The organism is Microcella sp., assembly GCF_051860105.1.
GTDB lineage: Bacteria > Actinomycetota > Actinomycetes > Actinomycetales > Microbacteriaceae > Microcella.
Window position 1 is genome coordinate 19,735 of record NZ_JBHYEO010000021.1, and the last position, 16,388, is coordinate 36,122.

General features: G+C 70.8%; 14 protein-coding genes. 7 read left to right on the top strand and 7 right to left on the bottom strand.

Annotation, left to right across the window (positions count from 1 at the left end; translation table 11 throughout):
• Nucleotides 1-41: 41 nt before the first annotated feature.
• Nucleotides 42-449, top strand: coding sequence for an RDD family protein (locus tag ACTIE9_RS10860; protein ID WP_439565591.1), 408 nt, complete (start codon nt 42-44; stop codon nt 447-449).
• Between the two features lie 24 nt (nt 450-473).
• Here ACTIE9_RS10860 and ACTIE9_RS10865 read toward each other — a convergent pair whose 3' ends face one another.
• Nucleotides 474-1,184, bottom strand: coding sequence for a DUF4191 domain-containing protein (locus ACTIE9_RS10865; RefSeq protein ID WP_439565592.1), 711 nt, complete (start codon nt 1,182-1,184; stop codon nt 474-476).
• Nucleotides 1,185-1,299: 115 nt separating this feature from the next.
• On the opposite strand from ACTIE9_RS10865, the gene ACTIE9_RS10870 reads away from it, so the two are divergent.
• Nucleotides 1,300-2,883 carry a hypothetical protein gene (locus ACTIE9_RS10870; RefSeq protein WP_439565593.1) on the top strand — a complete coding sequence of 528 codons (1,584 nt, stop codon included), beginning with the start codon at nt 1,300-1,302 and terminating at the stop codon, nt 2,881-2,883.
• Here ACTIE9_RS10870 and sucB read toward each other — a convergent pair.
• The 3 genes from sucB to ACTIE9_RS10885 all read right to left on the bottom strand — a co-directional run bounded on the left by sucB (nt 2,880) and on the right by ACTIE9_RS10885 (nt 7,360).
• A complete protein-coding gene (sucB, locus tag ACTIE9_RS10875; protein WP_439565594.1) occupies nt 2,880-4,313 on the bottom strand; it encodes a 2-oxoglutarate dehydrogenase, E2 component, dihydrolipoamide succinyltransferase in 1,434 nt (477 codons plus the stop codon). The two genes, ACTIE9_RS10870 and sucB, sit on opposite strands and share 4 nt — an antisense overlap.
• 62 nt (nt 4,314-4,375) lie before the next feature.
• Nucleotides 4,376-5,749 (bottom strand): dihydrolipoyl dehydrogenase, encoded by a 1,374-nt coding sequence (gene lpdA / locus ACTIE9_RS10880; protein ID WP_439565595.1) that lies wholly within the window; start codon nt 5,747-5,749, stop codon nt 4,376-4,378.
• Between the two features lie 108 nt (nt 5,750-5,857).
• Complete coding sequence (locus ACTIE9_RS10885; protein ID WP_439565596.1) at nt 5,858-7,360, bottom strand: leucyl aminopeptidase; 1,503 nt, start codon at nt 7,358-7,360, stop codon at nt 5,858-5,860.
• A gap of 119 nt (nt 7,361-7,479) precedes the next feature.
• Here ACTIE9_RS10885 and ACTIE9_RS10890 point away from each other — a divergent pair, with 119 nt between their 5' ends.
• The 4 genes from ACTIE9_RS10890 (at nt 7,480) to ACTIE9_RS10905 (ending at nt 12,133) form a co-directional block, all read left to right on the top strand.
• Nucleotides 7,480-8,403 (top strand): proteasome assembly chaperone family protein, encoded by a 924-nt coding sequence (locus ACTIE9_RS10890; RefSeq protein ID WP_439565597.1) that lies wholly within the window; start codon nt 7,480-7,482, stop codon nt 8,401-8,403.
• A 28-nt stretch (nt 8,404-8,431) separates the two neighbouring features.
• The gene (locus ACTIE9_RS10895; protein WP_439565598.1) at nt 8,432-9,772 is read left to right on the top strand and encodes an MFS transporter; all 1,341 of its coding nucleotides are present in this window, start codon (nt 8,432-8,434) and stop codon (nt 9,770-9,772) included.
• Between the two features lie 97 nt (nt 9,773-9,869).
• On the top strand, nt 9,870-11,357 hold the full coding sequence (locus ACTIE9_RS10900; RefSeq protein ID WP_439565599.1) for an RNA polymerase sigma factor: 1,488 nt from the start codon (nt 9,870-9,872) through the stop codon (nt 11,355-11,357).
• A gap of 56 nt (nt 11,358-11,413) precedes the next feature.
• Entirely contained in the window at nt 11,414-12,133 is a 720-nt protein-coding gene (locus ACTIE9_RS10905; protein WP_439565600.1) for a coenzyme F420-0:L-glutamate ligase, read from the top strand.
• Here the strand turns inward: ACTIE9_RS10905 and ACTIE9_RS10910 are convergent.
• Nucleotides 12,130-13,152: a sugar-transfer associated ATP-grasp domain-containing protein gene (locus ACTIE9_RS10910; protein ID WP_439565601.1), complete on the bottom strand. Its 1,023-nt coding sequence runs from the start codon at nt 13,150-13,152 to the stop codon at nt 12,130-12,132. The genes ACTIE9_RS10905 and ACTIE9_RS10910 overlap by 4 nt on opposite strands.
• Nucleotides 13,153-13,371: a DUF7455 domain-containing protein gene (locus tag ACTIE9_RS10915; RefSeq protein WP_439565602.1), complete on the bottom strand. Its 219-nt coding sequence runs from the start codon at nt 13,369-13,371 to the stop codon at nt 13,153-13,155.
• Nucleotides 13,372-13,567: 196 nt separating this feature from the next.
• Between ACTIE9_RS10915 and ACTIE9_RS10920 the strand changes: the two genes are divergently transcribed.
• Entirely contained in the window at nt 13,568-15,649 is a 2,082-nt protein-coding gene (locus ACTIE9_RS10920) for a DNA gyrase/topoisomerase IV subunit B (protein WP_439565603.1), read from the top strand.
• A 218-nt stretch (nt 15,650-15,867) separates the two neighbouring features.
• Here ACTIE9_RS10920 and ACTIE9_RS10925 read toward each other — a convergent pair.
• Nucleotides 15,868-16,388, bottom strand: a 521-nt coding sequence (locus tag ACTIE9_RS10925; protein ID WP_439565604.1) for a DNA gyrase C-terminal beta-propeller domain-containing protein, incomplete at its 5' end; no start/stop codon positions are given.

The window sequence follows — 16,388 nt, forward strand, 5'->3', positions numbered from 1 at the left end:
CCGCTCAGTGTACGCCCGCGCACGACTCGTAGGCTGTGGGGGTGACCGCGAACCCCGCCCCGACACCGCCCGACTGGCCCGGCCAGCGCCTGGGACTGCCCGAGTCCGGCCCGCGCTCGGTGGCGCGCCTCGGCCGTCGCTTCGGTGCCCTCGCGATCGACTGGGGCATCGCCGTCGCGCTCTCGGCGGCGTTCTTCTCCTACGACTCGCTCGTGACGCTGCTGCTCTTCGTCGGCCTGCAGGTGCTGTTCACGATCGTCGTGAACGCGAGCATCGGGCACGCCCTGCTCGGGATGCGCGTCGTGCCGATGGCGGGCGGGCTGCTGGGCGTCTGGCGCCCCGTTGTCCGCGCAGTGCTGATCGCGCTCGTGATCCCCGCGCTGCTGTTCGACGAGAATCAGCGCGGCCTGCACGATCGCGCTGCGGGCACGATCCTGCTGCGCCGCTAGCCTGCGCGATCCGCGGGGCCGCGGTCAGCGGGGCTTGGGGGCGCGGGCCTTGAGGGGGTCGATCCCCTTGGGGATCGGCAGCGTGCTCGACTTGCTGAGCGAGGTGAGCCGGTTGCTCACCGCGTAGACCTCCGCTTTGGTGATGGCACGCTTGAGCTTGTTGAGGGTGCGCGCGAGGTTCTCGAGCTTCACGCTCTCGGCATCCGGGCCGACGTGGACGAAGTGCACCGGGACGTTCGGAACGATGCGGCTGACATTGCGACGCTCGTCCTCCATCATGCGGCGGGTGCGCGACTGCGGCCCCTCGCCGATGATGACGACTCCCGGCTTGCCGATCGCGCGGTAGACCGCGTCCTGCGTCTTGGGGCTGACCGTGACGGGCATCTCGCTCGCCTGCCAGGCGCGCCGCAGCGACGACTTCAGCACGGCCCCGACGGCACCGGGCTGGCCGGAGATCTGCCGGTAGGCCACGCGCTCGGCGCGCCGACCGAGCACGATGAGCACGAGCAGGATTCCGAGCAGAACACCCGTGACGACCCAGAGGATGCCCGCGAGCACGTCGCCCGGGGTCGCGAAGACCGCGAGCAGAACGCCCGCGAGGATCGGCAGCAGGAACGCCAGCAGCATGATCCAGACAGCGAGCGGGTCCATCCGCCGCGTCATCTGGAACACCTGCCACATCTGCTTCATGCGACCGGGTTCTTTCGGGGGCTTCTGAGCGGAGGTGCGGGCCATGCCTACCAGGATAGGGCCCGTGCCGGGCTCCTCCCCGCCGTTCGCGGAGAGCCGATCGTCCCCGGATCGAGGGTGCAGGGCATCCTCGCCCGGCATTCGGGGGAGCATGCCCCGCGTGACTGACCCGGCCGCCGCACGCTCTGCCCGTGACCGCACGTCGCCGGCGCCTCCCGCGCACGAGCCTCTTCCCGCCGACATCGGGGGCTACCGCCTCGTCCGGATGCTCGGCGGCGGGCCTCGCGCGATGACGGCGCTCGTGCACGCGGAGGGTGTGACGCGCGTCGCGCGGGTGTTCAGCGCATCCTGCCCCTCGCCGGTGATCGACAGGGAGCTCGCCGTGCACGATGCCATCCGCACGTCGACCGGGGCGCTGCGCGAGCACGCGATCTCCGCCGACGATCTGGTGACCCTCCCGGACGGCCGCCTCGCCCTGCTCGTCGAGCAGGTGGGTGGTCCCTCGCTCGACGCCCTGCTTGCGGAACGGCGCGGCGCTCTCGCCCTGGGGGAGGCCGTGACGCTCCTCGCACCGATCGTCCAGGCGCTCGAGGCGGCGCACGCGGCCGGAGTGGTGGGGTTGGCTCCCACCGTGCGGTCGGTGCGACTCGGGTCGAGCGGCGCTCCGATCATCGTGCGGGTGCAGGATGCCCTGGCCGGCCCTCCTCTGCCCGAGCGGTTCCGCGCGCTCGAGCCCGCCTACGCGGCCGACGCGGCGATGCTCGAGCGGTTCGGGGCCGCCGTCGCGGCGGCGGTGCCCGAGCGGGATCGCCCCGGGCTGCTCGCCGCCCTTCGCGCCCCCGCGCTCGGCCGCCCGCTCACCCCCGCCCTGTTCGATCTCGCTGCGCCGCAGCCGGTCCGCACGGTTTCCCTCGACGATACCGACGCCCACGATGCCGCGCTCGAATCCGGGGCGCTGGAGCAGCGCTCGGCTTCGTCGACGAGCCGGTCCGCGGCCCCCCTCTCGGCACCGGGCGAGGGCGACCACGCCGCGGGCGTGCTGGGAGCCGAGCCCGGCGTCGTCGGCGGGCCCCTGCCTCGCTGGTGCGCCTCGATCATCGACACCCTGCGGGTGATCGGCCTGCCCGAGAGCCTCGTCGAGTCGGTGCAGTCCGTCGCCGAGCGGCTCCGGGTGCCGCGCGGAAACGGCGGGTCGTCCCTCCGGCCGCGCTTCATGCTCGCCGGTGCCGGAGGGGGTCTGGCGCTCGTCACGGCCGTGCTCCTCGCCAGCGGCGCTGCCGAGGAGTCAGAGGCGACGGCTCCCGAGCCGGTAGCGACGACCCGCCCGGCGCTCGATCCGGGCGCCGCTCCGGGAGGCGCGATGGGCGCGGCCGCGCAGGCGGGGGCCGAGAGCGACGCGCCCGAGAGCCTGGTGCATCCGGAGACCGACGAGTGGCAGGCGCTCGTCGGCACGCTCGTCGATCGATGGCTGTCGTGCCGAGCATCGCAGTCAGCGGACGAGGACGGTGCGGGGTGCGGTGCTCGCGCCACTCATTCCGGGTCGGCGGCAGAACGGCTCATCGTGGTCGACGACCCCCGTCACGCGGTGCTCGAGCGCTGGAGCGCACTGCGCGGCGATGCCGTCGTCGTCGAGCGCATGGGCGGCGCAGTGCTCGTCGATCTGGTCGCGGGCGGAACGACGACGGCCTCGCTCCTCGTGGTGAGGAGCGAGGCCGGCTGGCGCATTCGCGACGTGATCGGCTAGATGCCGAGGTCTCCGTCGAAGTCGGCCTCCTCGAGTCGCGCCTTGACGGCGCTGAGGAAGCGTGCGGCGTCGGCGCCGTCGACGATGCGGTGGTCGTACGACAAGGCGAAGTACACCATCGAGCGCACCGCGATGACGTCGGAGCCGTCCACCTGGATGACCGAGGGCTTCTTGCTGACGATCCCCGTGCCGAGGATCGCGACCTGGGGCAGGAAGACGACGGGCGTGTCGAAGAGCGCACCGCGCGACCCCGTGTTGGTGAGGGTGAACGTGCCGCCCGCGAGCTCGTCGGGCTTGAGCTGGTTGTCGCGCGTGCGTGCGGCGAGGTCGGCGATCTCGCGCGCGAGATCGGCGATGCTCAGCTCGCCCGCGTTGCGGATGACCGGGGTCAGCAGGCCGCGCTCGGTGTCGACCGCGATCGAGAGGTTCTCGGTGTCGGGGTAGACGATCGAATCGCCGTCGACCGTCGCGTTGATGATCGGGAATGCCCGCAGCGCTTCGGTCGCGGCCTTCGCGAAGAAGGGCAGGAACGAGAGCTTGGTGCCCGTGGCCTTCTCGAAGTCGCCCTTGACCGCAGACCGCAGGGCCGCGACCTTCGTGACGTCGACCTCGACGACAGTCGTCAACTGCGCCGTCGACTGCATCGAGATCACCGCACGCTCGGCGATGACCTTGCGCAGGCGCGACATCGCGACCGTCGTGCCGCGCAGCGGCGAAGTCTCGAGCTCGGGGCGCGGAGCAGCGTGGCTCGGGGCCCCGGCGCTCGCGCCAGCAGCGGCGATGACATCCTGCTTGCGGATGCGGCCGCCCACGCCCGTGCCGGTGACGCGCGCGAGGTCGACGCCGTGCTCGGCCGCGAGCTTACGCACGAGTGGGGTGATGTACGCGGCAGCGTGGGCGGGCGCGGCAGCGGCCGGTGCCGGTGCCGGTGCCGCGGCAGCGGGTGCTGCCGGAGCGGGCGCCGGTGCGACGGGCTCGGGCACCGCGGCGGGTGCCGGAGCGGCGGCGGGCTCCGGCGTCGCGACCGGGGCGGGGGCGGCGGCGGGCTCGGGAGCGGCGACCGGCTCGGGAGCGGCGACCGGCTCGGGAGCGGCGACCGGCTCGGCCGCCGGCGCGGGCGCGGCCACAGGGGCGTCGACGGGCTCGGCCACGGGGTCCGCGGCGGGTGCAGCCGGAGCCGCACCTCCTCCTGCGCCGTCGCCGATGCGCACGAGGGGAGTGCCGACCTCGACGGTCTCATCCTCGGCGACGAGGATCTCCTCCACGACGCCCGCGATGGGAGACGGGATCTCGGTGTCGACCTTGTCGGTCGAGACCTCGAGCAGCGGCTCGTCGACCTCGACCCGGTCGCCCACGTTCTTCAGCCATCGGGTGACCGTTCCCTCGGTGACGCTCTCGCCGAGCGCCGGGAGGTTGACGGATTCGCTCATTAGTAGTGCTCCTTCGAAGCCTTCAGTGTGTCTTCAGACTAGTTGCGGTGGGAAATCGGGGCTCAGAGCGAGTGCAGGGGCTTGCCCGCGAGGGCGAGGAACGCCTCGCCGAGGGCCTCGTTCTGCGTCGGGTGGGCGTGCAGCAGCGGAGCCACGTCCTCCGGGTGGGCATCCCAATTCACGGCCAGCTGGGCCTCGCCGATCAGTTCGCCGACGCGGGCACCGATCATGTGCACGCCCACGACGGGTCCGTCGACGACGCGCACGACCTTGATCGAGCCGGCCGTCTCGAGGATGTGGCTCTTGCCGTTGCCCGCGAGGTTGTACTCGTAGCTCGCGACGGCGGCCTCGCCGTACTGCTCCTTGGCCTTGGCCTCGCTCAGGCCGACCGAGGCGACCTCGGGCTCGCTGTAGGTGACCTTGGGGATGTTGACGTCGCTGATCACGACGGGGTTTAGACCCGCGATCTCCTCCGCGACGAAGATGCCGTGCTGGAACCCGCGGTGGGCGAGCTGCAGGCCGGGCACGATGTCGCCGACGGCGTACAGGCCCGGGATGCTCGTCTCGAGCCGCTCGTTGGTGAGCACGAATCCACGATCCATGGCCACGCCGACCTCCTCGAAGCCGAGGCCGGCCGTCGCGGGGCCGCGACCGACGGCCACGAGCAGGAGGTCGGCCTCGATCGTGGCGCCGTTCTCGAGCGTCACGACGACGCCGGTGTCGTTCTGCGTGACGCTCTGGAAGCGCACGCCGAGCGTGAACTCGATTCCGCGCTTGCGGTAGGCGCGCTCGAACTGCTTCGAGATCGACTCCTCCTCCATCGGCACGAGGTGGGGGAGGGCTTCGATGATGTGCACCTCTGAGCCCCACGAGCGCCAGACGCTCGAGAACTCGACGCCGATGACGCCGCCGCCGAGCACGGCCACCTTCTTGGGCACGAAGTCGAGCTGCAGCGCCTGCTCGGAGGTGATGACGCGACCGCCGATCTCCAGACCGGGAAGCGTGCGCGAGTACGAGCCGGTGGCGAGGATCACGTTCTTGCCCGTGATCGTGCTGTCGCCGACCTGCACCGTCGTGGGGGACGTGAGCCGGCCTTCGCCCTCGATCATGGTGATGCCGCGGGCCTTGATGAGCCCCTGGAGGCCCTTGTACTTGCTCGCGATGATGCCCTCGCGGTACTGGATGACCGCGGGCACGTCGATGCCCTCGAGGGTGGCCTTGACGCCGAACTTCGCGGCGTCGCGCGCCGCGTCGGCCACCTCGGCCGCGTGCAGCAGGGCCTTCGTGGGAATGCAGCCGACGTGGAGGCAGGTGCCGCCCACCTTCGACTTCTCGATGAGCCCGACGCTCATGCCGAGCTGGCTGGCGCGCAGTGCCGCGGCGTAGCCGCCGCTCCCGGCGCCGAGGATGACAAGGTCGAAAGTCTGGTCAGACACCGGCAGAGACTCCTTTATCCACGAAGGATTGTCATGCGGGGGTCGACGTCGAGGTGGCGGGTCGACCCGATGTGCGGCACGACGGTCACGTGCCCGGGGTCGAGCCTACTACTTGGCCGCGAAGCCCTCCGCGAGCCGCACGAGCAGCCGCACCATCACGCCCGACGGCCCTTTGGGGGTGTACCCGAACGGCGCCGAGGGGTTGTTGGCCGGCCCCGCGATGTCGAGGTGCGCCCAGGGGATGCGCGGGGCATCCGGCCCGTCGCCGCTGCGTCCGACGAACTCGCGCAGGAAGACGCCGGCCAGGAGCATGCCGGCGGCGGTGTTTCCCGGTTTCGCGTTGGCGATGTCGGCGATATCGCTCTTGAGCAGGGGCCGCAGCTCGGCCGGCAGCGGCATCGGCCACACGAGCTCGCCCGTGTCGGCGGCCGCGGCGCGCACGCGCTCGACGAGCGCGTCGTCGCCCATGACGCCCGCGTACCGCTCACCGAGCGCCACCCGGGCCGCGCCGGTCAGCGTCGCGACGTCGACGATCGCGTGGGGCCGCTCCTCGCTCGCGGCGACGAGGCCGTCGGCCATCACCAGGCGGCCTTCGGCATCGGTGTTGAGCACTTCCACCGTCATGCCGCCCCGGATCGTCAGCACGTCGTTCGGCCGCATCGCGGTTGACGACGGCATGTTCTCGGCGAGGCACAGCCACGCGGTGAGCCGCACGGGAAGCGCGAGCCGCGCGGCGGCGATGACCGCGGCGAGGGCGGTGGCCGCACCGGTCATGTCGTACTTCATGCCCACCATGCCGGCGGCGGGTTTGAGCGAGAGCCCGCCCGAGTCGAAGGTGATGCCCTTGCCGACGATGGCGAGGTGCGCGTCATCGCTGTCGGGCCGGTAGCGCACGGCGAGCAGGCGCGGCGGGCGCGACGACCCCTGGCCGACCCCGAGGATGCCGCCGAAGCCGCCCGCCGCCAGTTCCTCCGGGCCCCACTCCTCGAAGTCGATCGGCAGACCCTCCGCGGCGGCACGGGCGCGTGCGACGAAGCTCTCCGGGTACAACACGTTCGGGGGCGTGTTGACGAGGTCGCGAACGAGGGCGACCGATGCGGACGTCGCCGTCGCTGCCGCGACCGCCTGCTCCGCCCCCTCGACCGCGGTGGCGAGCTCGATCGCCGCGGTGCCGGGCGTCGATTCGCCCGAGCGGTAGTCGGTGAAGCGGTAGCCGCCCATCGCGGCCCCCTCGAGAACGGCCTGGACGTCGGCGGGGGTGCTCGTCGGCAGGGCGAGCGCGATCCGCGCGGCCGTGCCGAGCGACCGCGCGGCGGTGCCGGCCGCAGTGCGCAGGGCCTCCGACGTGAGCGGCGCGCGGCCGAGACCCACGACGAGGATGCTCGAGGCGGCGACGCCCTCGGGCGCCGGCACGCGGGCGGTCTCGTCGACGGCGCCCGTGAGACCGAGCATCCGGAGGCCGTCGGCGATCGCCGTGAGCGGACCGTCGTCGACACCCACCACGACGACGCCCGTGGCGCCCGCCTCCGCCGGGGCGATGCCGACCACGAGGGCATCGCCCTCGAGCTCAGCGGGCGGACGGTGCGAGATGGAGAGCGCGGGGAGGGCCATGCGCTCCAGGCTAGCCGCGCCGAACGGGCGGCTCTCGCGCATCCGGGGTCGGCCCCTGTTCGCTGTGGGCACGCGTCGACCGGCCGGGGGAGCCCGACGGCGCGACCTACCATGGAGGCATGCGGAATCCTGCCGACCTCTACTCCGTCGTCCTGACGGAGCACGAGGTGCCGCGCGATCTTCCGCTCGTGATCGGGCTCACCGGGTTCGTCGACTCCGGGGGAGCGGTCGCCCAGGTCTCCGAGTACCTCCTCGACGAGCTCGACCACCGCGATGTGCTCGTCTTCGACAACGACGAACTGCTCGACTACCGCGCGCGCCGGCCGATCATGGTGTTCGAGGAGACCCGCATCACCGAGTACCGCCGCCCGCAGCTGGCCCTGCGCCTCGCGCACGACGAGCTCGGCACGCCGTTCCTCCTCCTCACCGGGTACGAGCCCGACTTCCAATGGGAGCGGTTCGTGGATGCCCTGCTCGACATCATCGCGCGCTACGGCGTCGCGTCCACGACCTGGGTGCACGCCATCCCCATGCCGGTGCCGCACACGCGCCCGATCGGCGTGACCGTGAGCGGCACCCGCCACGAGCTCATCGAGCAGTTCTCGGTGTGGCGACCGAGCACGCAGGTTCCCGGCAACGTGCTGCACCTCCTCGAGTACCGCCTCACCGAGTCGGGCCACCCGATCGCGGGCTTCGTGCTGCTCGTGCCGCACTACCTCGCCGACACCGAGTTCCCCTCTGCGGCGGTGACGGCGCTCGAGAGCATCACGGCCGCGACGAGCCTCCTGTTCCCGACCGACCGGCTCCGCGCCGACGGGCGCGAGTTCCTCGCCAAGATCGAGGGGCAGGTCGAGGGCAATAGCGAGCTCGCCCGTCTCGTCGGCACCCTCGAGCAGCGGCACGACAGCTACATGGAGGACAACCCCGTGCGGTCGCCCCTCACCGATGAGGACGGCGAGCTGCCGAGCGCCGATGCGATCGCGGCGGAGCTCGAGAACTTCCTCGCCTTCCGGCAGAGCGCCGACGACGACGACGCGGTCTAGCGCGGGCGGGCCGACCTAGGCTGACCGGGTGGATTCCCGACGCGCCTGGGCGGTGCTGACTGTCGCGACGCTCGCCTACGTGGTGGGTGTGCTGCAGCGCTCGAGCATGGGCGTGGCCGGGGTGGCGGCGACCGAGCGCTTCTCGATCGACGCGACCGCCCTCTCGAGCCTCGGCGTGCTGCAGCTGCTCGTCTACGCGCTGCTCCAGATTCCCGTCGGAGTGCTCGTCGACCGCTTCGGCCCGCGGGTGCTCATCGTCACGGGTGCGGCGACAATGGCGGTGGGCCAGCTGCTCGTCGCGGTCGCCGCCGATCTGCCGCTGGCGATCGTCGGCCGCGTGCTGGTCGGCGCGGGCGACGCGATGACGTTCATCTCGGTCCTGCGCCTGCTGGGCTCCTGGTTCTCCCCCCGCCGGTTGCCCCAGCTCTCGCAGTGGGTCGGCACCCTGGGTCAGAGCGGGCAGCTCCTCTCGGCCATCCCCTTCGCGGTGCTGCTGCAGCTGAACGGCTGGACGGTCGCCTTCGCCTCGGCCGCCTCCGTATCGGTCGTCGCGGCCGCCGCAGTGCTCGTCGCGGTTCGGGATGCTCCGTCCGGCGCCGCACACAGCAGGTCGACGTCGCTCGGCGCCGCGCTCGTGAGCCTGCGCGAGAGCATGCGGCATCCCGGCACGCGACTGGGCTTCTGGGCGCACGCGGCGACGCAGTCGAGCGGAGCGATGCTGAGCCTCCTGTGGGGGTTCCCGATGCTCACGATCGGCCTCGGCTACGGCCCCGGTCTCGCGGCAGGGTTGCTCGCGGGCATGGTGGTGGTCGCGGCGATGTCGGGGCCGGTCATCGGGCTGCTGTCGGCCCGGTTCCCGTTCCGCCGCTCGAACCTCGTGCTCGGCATCGTCGGGGCGATGGCGGTCGCGTGGGCAGTCGTGCTGCTGTGGCCGGGCATCCCGCCCATCGGCGTCGTCGCGGTGCTGCTCGCTGTCGTCGCGGCGGGAGGGCCGGGTTCGCTCATCGGCTTCGATTTCGCGCGCACGTACAACCCGCCCGTGCGCCACGGGGCGGCCTCGGGTTTCGTCAACCTCGGCGGCTTCACCGTCACCGTCGTGATCATTCTCCTCGTGGGTCTTCTCCTCGATGCGCAGAGTCCTGGGGCGGCGCCGGAGCAGCTGTACGCGTGGGAGAACTGGCGGCTCGCGCTCGCCGCCCAGGCCCCCGTCGTCGGCATGGTCGTGGTGCTCATGCTCGTCGCGCGTCGTCGCACCCGGCGGCGGCTGCAGGAGGACGAAGGCATCGCGGTCGGGCCGCTCTGGGTGGCGATTATGCGTCGTCGCCGCGCACGGCGAGAGAGAGGGGGCGACGTCGAGGGGTGGTCATGATCGGCGCCTCGGTGTGCGATAATCGAGGTTCACGACCCGGTCGGACGCTGGGCACGCATCGCTCGTGAGAGCGCTCCGCGGGCCTGTGCGACTTGACATGGGTCGTTGTACTGCCCGCAGAACGCGAGAAGAGGGGCCCATGGCTGCCCGAGCGACCACCACCGAGACCACGACGCCCGCGGCGAAGACCGCCGCTCGCGCGACGCCCGCCGCGAAGACGGCGGCTGCTGCGAAGACGACCGCTGCCAAGTCGACTGCTGCGAAGACGACTGCTGCGAAGACGACCGCGGCGAAGGCCCCCGCGGCGAAGGCTCCGGCAACGAAGGCTGCATCCGCGAAGGCCCCTGCTGCGACGAAGCGTGCCGCGGCGAAGAAGGCGGCATCCCCCGCCGGTGATGTCGGCGCCGGAGACGACGACGAGGACGTCGTCATCGATCTCGACGCGGTCGAGCCGGATGCCGATGCGGTCTCCGACGATACGACCGAGGTGGCGGTCATCGTCGTCGATGACGCCCCCGAGGACGAGACCCCCGATGATGACGCGAACGACGACGACGAGGGCGACGAGTCGTCGACGGGGTCTGCCGGCCCGCTGCCCACGGGCGCGATCGTCATCTCGAACACCGATGATGACGACGAGGTCCCGGTCTACTCCTCGACCATCACGGGCGCCACGGCCGACCCGGTCAAGGACTACCTGAAGCAGATCGGCAAGGTCCCGCTGCTCAACGCGGCAGAGGAGGTCGAGCTCGCGATGCGCATCGAAGCGGGCCTCTTCGCCGAGGAGAAGCTGTCGACGATGACCGAGAAGGAGAAGCGCTCCGCTCTCGGCCGCGATCTCTCCTGGGTCGCGCGCGACGGCCAGCGCGCCAAGAACCACCTCCTCGGGGCGAACCTCCGTCTCGTGGTCTCGCTCGCCAAGCGCTACACCGGCCGCGGGATGCAGTTCCTCGACCTCATCCAGGAGGGCAACCTGGGCCTCATCCGTGCCGTCGAGAAGTTCGACTACACGAAGGGCTTCAAGTTCTCGACGTATGCCACGTGGTGGATCCGTCAGGCGATCACGCGCGCTATGGCCGACCAGGCGCGGACGATCCGCATCCCCGTGCACATGGTCGAGGTCATCAACAAGCTCGCTCGGGTTCAGCGCCAGATGCTGCAAGACCTGGGCCGCGAGCCGACGCCCGAGGAGCTCAGCCGCGAGCTCGACATGACCCCGGAGAAGGTCATCGAGGTGCAGAAGTACGGGCGTGAGCCGATCTCGCTGCACACGCCCCTCGGTGAGGACGGCGATAGCGAGTTCGGCGACCTCATCGAAGACACCGAGGCCGTTGTGCCGGCCGACGCGGTGGGCTTCACCATGCTGCAGAAGCAGCTCGAGAGCCTGCTCGACTCGCTCTCAGAGCGTGAGGCGGGCGTGATCCGTATGCGATTCGGCCTCGGCGACGGCATGCCGAAGACGCTCGATCAGATCGGCGACACCTTCGGGGTGACCCGCGAGCGCATCCGCCAGATCGAGTCGAAGACGATGGCCAAGCTGCGCCACCCCTCGCGCTCGCAGGCGCTGCGCGACTACCTCGAGTAGGCCGCTGCCGAGCCTCCTGCCTGCGCTCGCCGGGCGCCCCACCGATCGGAGATCTCATGACCGCCACCCCCAATGACGGCAAGCCGCTCGTGCGCGACGTTGAAGGCGCTGCCTTCGCGCGCATCCCGATCCGCACGCACGTCGTCATGGACGGCGAGGACATCGTCGACGTGGTCACGCGCTATGCCGCCGACCTCGTCGAGCCCGGAGACACCCTCTTCGTCACCGAGAAGATCGTGGCCATCACGCAGGGCCGCGCCTTTCCCGTCGACTCCATCACGGCTCGACCGCTCGCGCACACGCTGTCGAAGTACGTCACCAAGACCTCGCACGGCATCGGCCTGGGCATGCCTGAGACGATGGAGATGGCGCTGCGCGAGTGCGGGACACCGCGCATCCTGTTCGCGGCCGCCGTCGCCGCGGTCTCGAAGGCGATCGGCCGGAAGGGCGACTTCTACCGCATCGCCGGCCCCAAGGCGCGCGGCATCGACGGCCCGACGCACAACACGATCCCGCCCTACAACACCCAGGTCGTGCTCGTGCCGCTTCGCTCGCGCGAGATCGCGCACGAGCTCAAGGCCGCGCTCGGCGGGCAGCTCGAGGTCGCGATCGTCGACATCAACGATTTCGGGGGCAATGTGCTCGGCTCGACGCTGAGCACGGCTGAGGAGAAGCGGCTCGTCGGCATACTCGCCGACAACCCGCTCGGCCAGAACCACGAGAGCACGCCGCTCGGCATCGTTCGCCCCGCCCGCGGCGGCAGCCCGGCCGCCTAGAAGCCGATCGCGGCCCGGTACACCGGGAGTAGGCCCTCCCGTACGCCGGTGGCGCCCGGCTTGAGCTGGAAGACCCCCGTGTTGTAGTTGCCCTCGATCACGGCGGCGCCCTCAGGGGTAATCGCGATGTCCCAGCCCACGTAGCGGATCTCGGGCACCTCGCGCGCGAGCGCATCGACGAGCGATCGCACGGCGCCCCAGTTCGGAACCGCGAACCCGACGATCGATGTCCCTGTCAGCGGGTGCTCGCGGAACACGCGACCTGACCCGTCGAACGCGGCATGGTGCGCGACGCCCTGTTCGTCGAGCATCGTGTACATGCCGCCGTCGCTGAAGTTGTCGACGTCGCCGCCGTTACCCATCTTGAGAACGCGAGCGAGGGTCGTCACCTCGCCTGCGTCATTGAGGTAGGTGACGATGCGCAAGGTGTTCACGCTCGACGTGTTGAGACGCGCCATCTCCGGATGCTGCGTGAGGAACTCCTCGAGGAGCACCTGACGGTGCGAAAGGCGCTCGGTGCGGAACGCATCGATGTCGGAGATCGCGGCGCTCGAATAGGCGGCGATCCCGTCGCCTCCGAGGCTGTCAGCGATCTTCGCGATGACGCGCTCGTGGCGCGAGAGGAAGGCGGCGAGCTCACCGTCGGACGCCGTGCGCAGGTCGAGCCACTCACGACCGAGATAGGGCGCGAAGCGCGCGTTGAACCGCGCCTTGTCGGCGAACGTCGAACGATGCTCGGGCGCGTTGAGGCGGAGGGCGAGATGGTTCGACTTGGGATGCGTCATGAACGTCTCGCGTTCCTGCCGCGTGAGCAGGTGGAAGTCCCAGTCGAAGTAGTCCTGGAACGCGGTCTCGTGGCGCACAGCGGCCCACAGCATGTCGAGAGTGATGGCCGCGCGCGATCGACCGCTCGACGCCGCGATCAGGCCGGCGAGCCGCCGAAGGTTCGCGGTGTCGATCGCGCGAGCGCGGCGGGCCAGGTAGCGGAGCCGGTTACCCCAGCCGAGCGACCCCGCCACTTAGGCGGAGGCGGTGAGGCGGTCCGTCTCGTCATGCCAGGCGAGCGCCGAGCTCGAGAGCTTCTCCTTGAACCGCGCGGCGTGGTGCGCGCAGAACAGCAGTTCTCCCGTCGCGAGGGTCGCCCGCACGTAGGCCTGGGCACCGCAGCTGTCGCAGCGGTCGAGCGCCGTGAGCGGCGCGGCTGCGACACTCGGGTTCTCGGTGGTGATCTGCGTCATGGGGTACCCCTCGCTCTCCGTCGGCGTCTCGTCGTCCTTCGATGCTCTCATTGCACCACACGCATGCGACCGCGCCGTGTCAATACGCCCCGATTTCGCTGAACGCGTAGGAGCGCCTGGTGAGGGGTATTCGGAGCGGTCACCGTCGCGGAGTGGGAGCGGGGGAGCCCGGTCCGCCCCGCCTACGATGAAGACCGTGTCCAGCTCCGACTACTCCGCCCGTCATCTCTCCGTTCTCGAGGGTCTCGAAGCGGTGCGCAAGCGCCCCGGCATGTACATCGGCTCGACCGATTCGCGCGGCCTCATGCACTGCTTGTGGGAGATCATCGACAACTCGGTCGATGAGGCGCTCGGCGGCCACGGCACGCAGATCGACCTGCGGCTGCACCCCGACGGCAGCGTCGAGGTGCGCGACCGCGCGCGCGGAATCCCGGTCGACATCGAGCCCAAGACGGGCCTGAGCGGGGTCGAGGTCGTGTTCACCAAGCTGCACGCCGGCGGCAAGTTCGGTGGAGGGTCGTATGCCGCATCCGGCGGACTGCACGGCGTCGGTGCCTCCGTCGTGAACGCGCTCAGCGCGCGTCTCGATGTCGAGGTCGACCGCGATGGCGCGACGTGGGCGATGTCGTTCCACCGCGGTGAGCCCGGCGTGTTCGCCGATGGCCCCGAGGGCCCCAGCCCCGACGCGCCGTTCACACCGTTCGTCTCCGGTAGCGAGCTGCGGAAGATCGGGAAGGTGGCCAAGGGCGTCACGGGCACGCGCATCCGCTACTGGGCCGACCCGCAGATCTTCACCAAAGGTGCGAGCTTCCTCACCGACGAGCTCATCGGCCGCCTGCGGCAGACCGCCTTCCTCGTTCCGGGCATCACGCTCGAGCTCTCCGACGAGCGCGGCGAGGCGCCGGTCACCGAGTCGTTCCGCTTCGACGGCGGCATCAGCGAGTACGCCGATTTCCTGGCGCCGGATGCCCCGCTCACCGACACCTGGCGCATCACCGGCAGCGGCACCTTCACCGAGACGGTTCCCGTGCTGCAGGCCAACGGGCACATGGTGCCGACCGAGGTCGAGCGCGAGTGCGTCGTCGACATCGCGCTGCGCTGGGGCACCGGCTACGACACGACCTTCCGCTCGTACGTGAACATCATCGCCACGCCCAAGGGCGGCAGCCACCAACTCGGCTTCGAGCAGGGCCTGCTGAAGTTTTTGCGCGCCGAGGTCGAGAAGAACGCCCGCCGCCTCAAGGCCGGCACCGACAAGCTCGAGAAGGACGACGTGCTCGCCGGCCTCACGGCCGTGCTGACGGTGCGGCTGCCCGAGCCGCAGTTCGAGGGGCAGACGAAAGAGATCCTGGGCACGCCCGCGGTGCGCGCGATCGTCTCGACCGTCATCGCCCGCGGTCTCGCCGAGCGGTTCGGCTCGAGCAAGCGCGACGACAAGGCCCAGACCGCTCTCGTTCTCGACAAGGTCGTCGCCGAGATGAAGAGCCGCATCTCGGCGCGCGCGCACAAAGAGACGCAGCGCCGCAAGAACGCGCTCGAGAGCTCCGCCCTTCCGGCGAAGCTCGTCGACTGCCGGTCGAACGATGTCGCGAGCAGCGAGCTCTTCATCGTCGAGGGCGATAGCGCCCTCGGCACCGCGAAGCTCGCTCGCGACAGCGAGTTCCAGGCACTGCTGCCCATCCGCGGCAAGATCCTCAACGTGCAGAAGGCCTCGGTGAGCGACATGCTCAGCAACGCCGAGTGCGCGTCGATCATCCAGGTCATCGGCGCCGGCTCGGGCCGCAGCTTCGACCTCGAGCAGGCGCGCTACGGCAAGGTCATCATCATGAGTGACGCCGACGTCGACGGCGCGCATATCCGTACTCTGCTGCTCACCCTGTTCTTCCGCTACATGCGGCCCATGATCGACGAGGGGCGCGTGTTCGCCGCCGTGCCGCCGCTGCACCGCGTCGTCGTCATGAACCCCGGGTCGAAGCCCAACGAGACCATCTACACCTACAGCGAGAGCGAGCTGCAGGGCGTGCTCGCGGCGCTCAAGAAGGCCGGCAAGCGCTACCAGGATCCGATCCAGCGCTATAAGGGCCTGGGCGAGATGGATGCCGATCAGCTGGCCGACACGACCATGAGCCGGGCCCACCGCACCCTGCGTCGCGTGCGCGTGAGCGACGCGGAAGCGTCATCGCGCATGTTCGAGCTGCTCATGGGCAACGAGGTCGCCCCCCGCAAAGACTTCATCATCGCGGGCCAGGGGCTCGACCGCGGCCGCATCGACATCTAGCCCGTCACCCCCGTCGCAGGCCGCACATCCCGGCCCACCCCGCCTCGCGGCGTCTCCACAATTCAGGAGAACTGACCGCCGTTGTGGGGAGACACGCCGACGCGCGGCAGCGGCGACCCTTTCGGGATGCGCGTCTCCTGAATTGTGGAGAAACGCGGTTCCTGAATTGTGGAGACCCGGATGCGGGGCTCGGGCTCGCACACGGCGGGCACCACCGCTCAGGCGATCGGGGTGCCGACCGAGCCGAGGGGCGAGTCGAGCGGGGTGCCCGAGGCGTCGCGCTTCGCGCCGCCCTCGGGCAGAGTGCGCGCCGAGCCGTCGGCCCCCACCGCGAGCGGAGCCGTGCCGACCCAGGCCAGCTGCAGCACGTCCTCACCCTTCAGGAAGGCGTGGCACCGCACGCCGCCGGTGGCGCGCCCCTTACCGGGGAACTGCTCGAACGCCGAGAGCTTCGCGCGGCCGGGATCAGCACCCGCGATGGTCTGCGTCGAGCTCGAGACGGTCAGCACCTCAGCGGTCGCCGGGTCCACCGCGCCGAAGAAGATCGCCCGTGCGCCGGCGCCGAGCTTGATGCCCGCCATGCCGCCCGCCGCGAGGCCCTGGGGGCGCACCTGGTCGGCGGCGAAGTGCAGCAGCTGGGCATCCGAGGTCACGAAGACCAGCTCGGCCGCTTCGTCGGCGGGGGCCGCCCCGATGACCTCATCGCCGGGCTTGAGGGCGATGACCTCGCTATCGGGAC

What these genes read in the sequence shown, in the direction of transcription:
- ACTIE9_RS10905 (WP_439565600.1), top strand. Translation starts at nt 11,414, where the DNA reads ATGACCGCCACCCCCAATGACGGCAAGCCGCTCGTGCGCGACGTTGAA.
- ACTIE9_RS10890 (WP_439565597.1), top strand. Translation starts at nt 7,480, where the DNA reads ATGCGGAATCCTGCCGACCTCTACTCCGTCGTCCTGACGGAGCACGAG.
- ACTIE9_RS10915 (WP_439565602.1), bottom strand. Translation starts at nt 13,371, where the DNA reads ATGACGCAGATCACCACCGAGAACCCGAGTGTCGCAGCCGCGCCGCTC.
- sucB (WP_439565594.1), bottom strand. Translation starts at nt 4,313, where the DNA reads ATGAGCGAATCCGTCAACCTCCCGGCGCTCGGCGAGAGCGTCACCGAG.
- ACTIE9_RS10900 (WP_439565599.1), top strand. Translation starts at nt 9,870, where the DNA reads ATGGGTCGTTGTACTGCCCGCAGAACGCGAGAAGAGGGGCCCATGGCT.
- ACTIE9_RS10865 (WP_439565592.1), bottom strand. Translation starts at nt 1,184, where the DNA reads ATGGCCCGCACCTCCGCTCAGAAGCCCCCGAAAGAACCCGGTCGCATG.
- ACTIE9_RS10885 (WP_439565596.1), bottom strand. Translation starts at nt 7,360, where the DNA reads ATGGCCCTCCCCGCGCTCTCCATCTCGCACCGTCCGCCCGCTGAGCTC.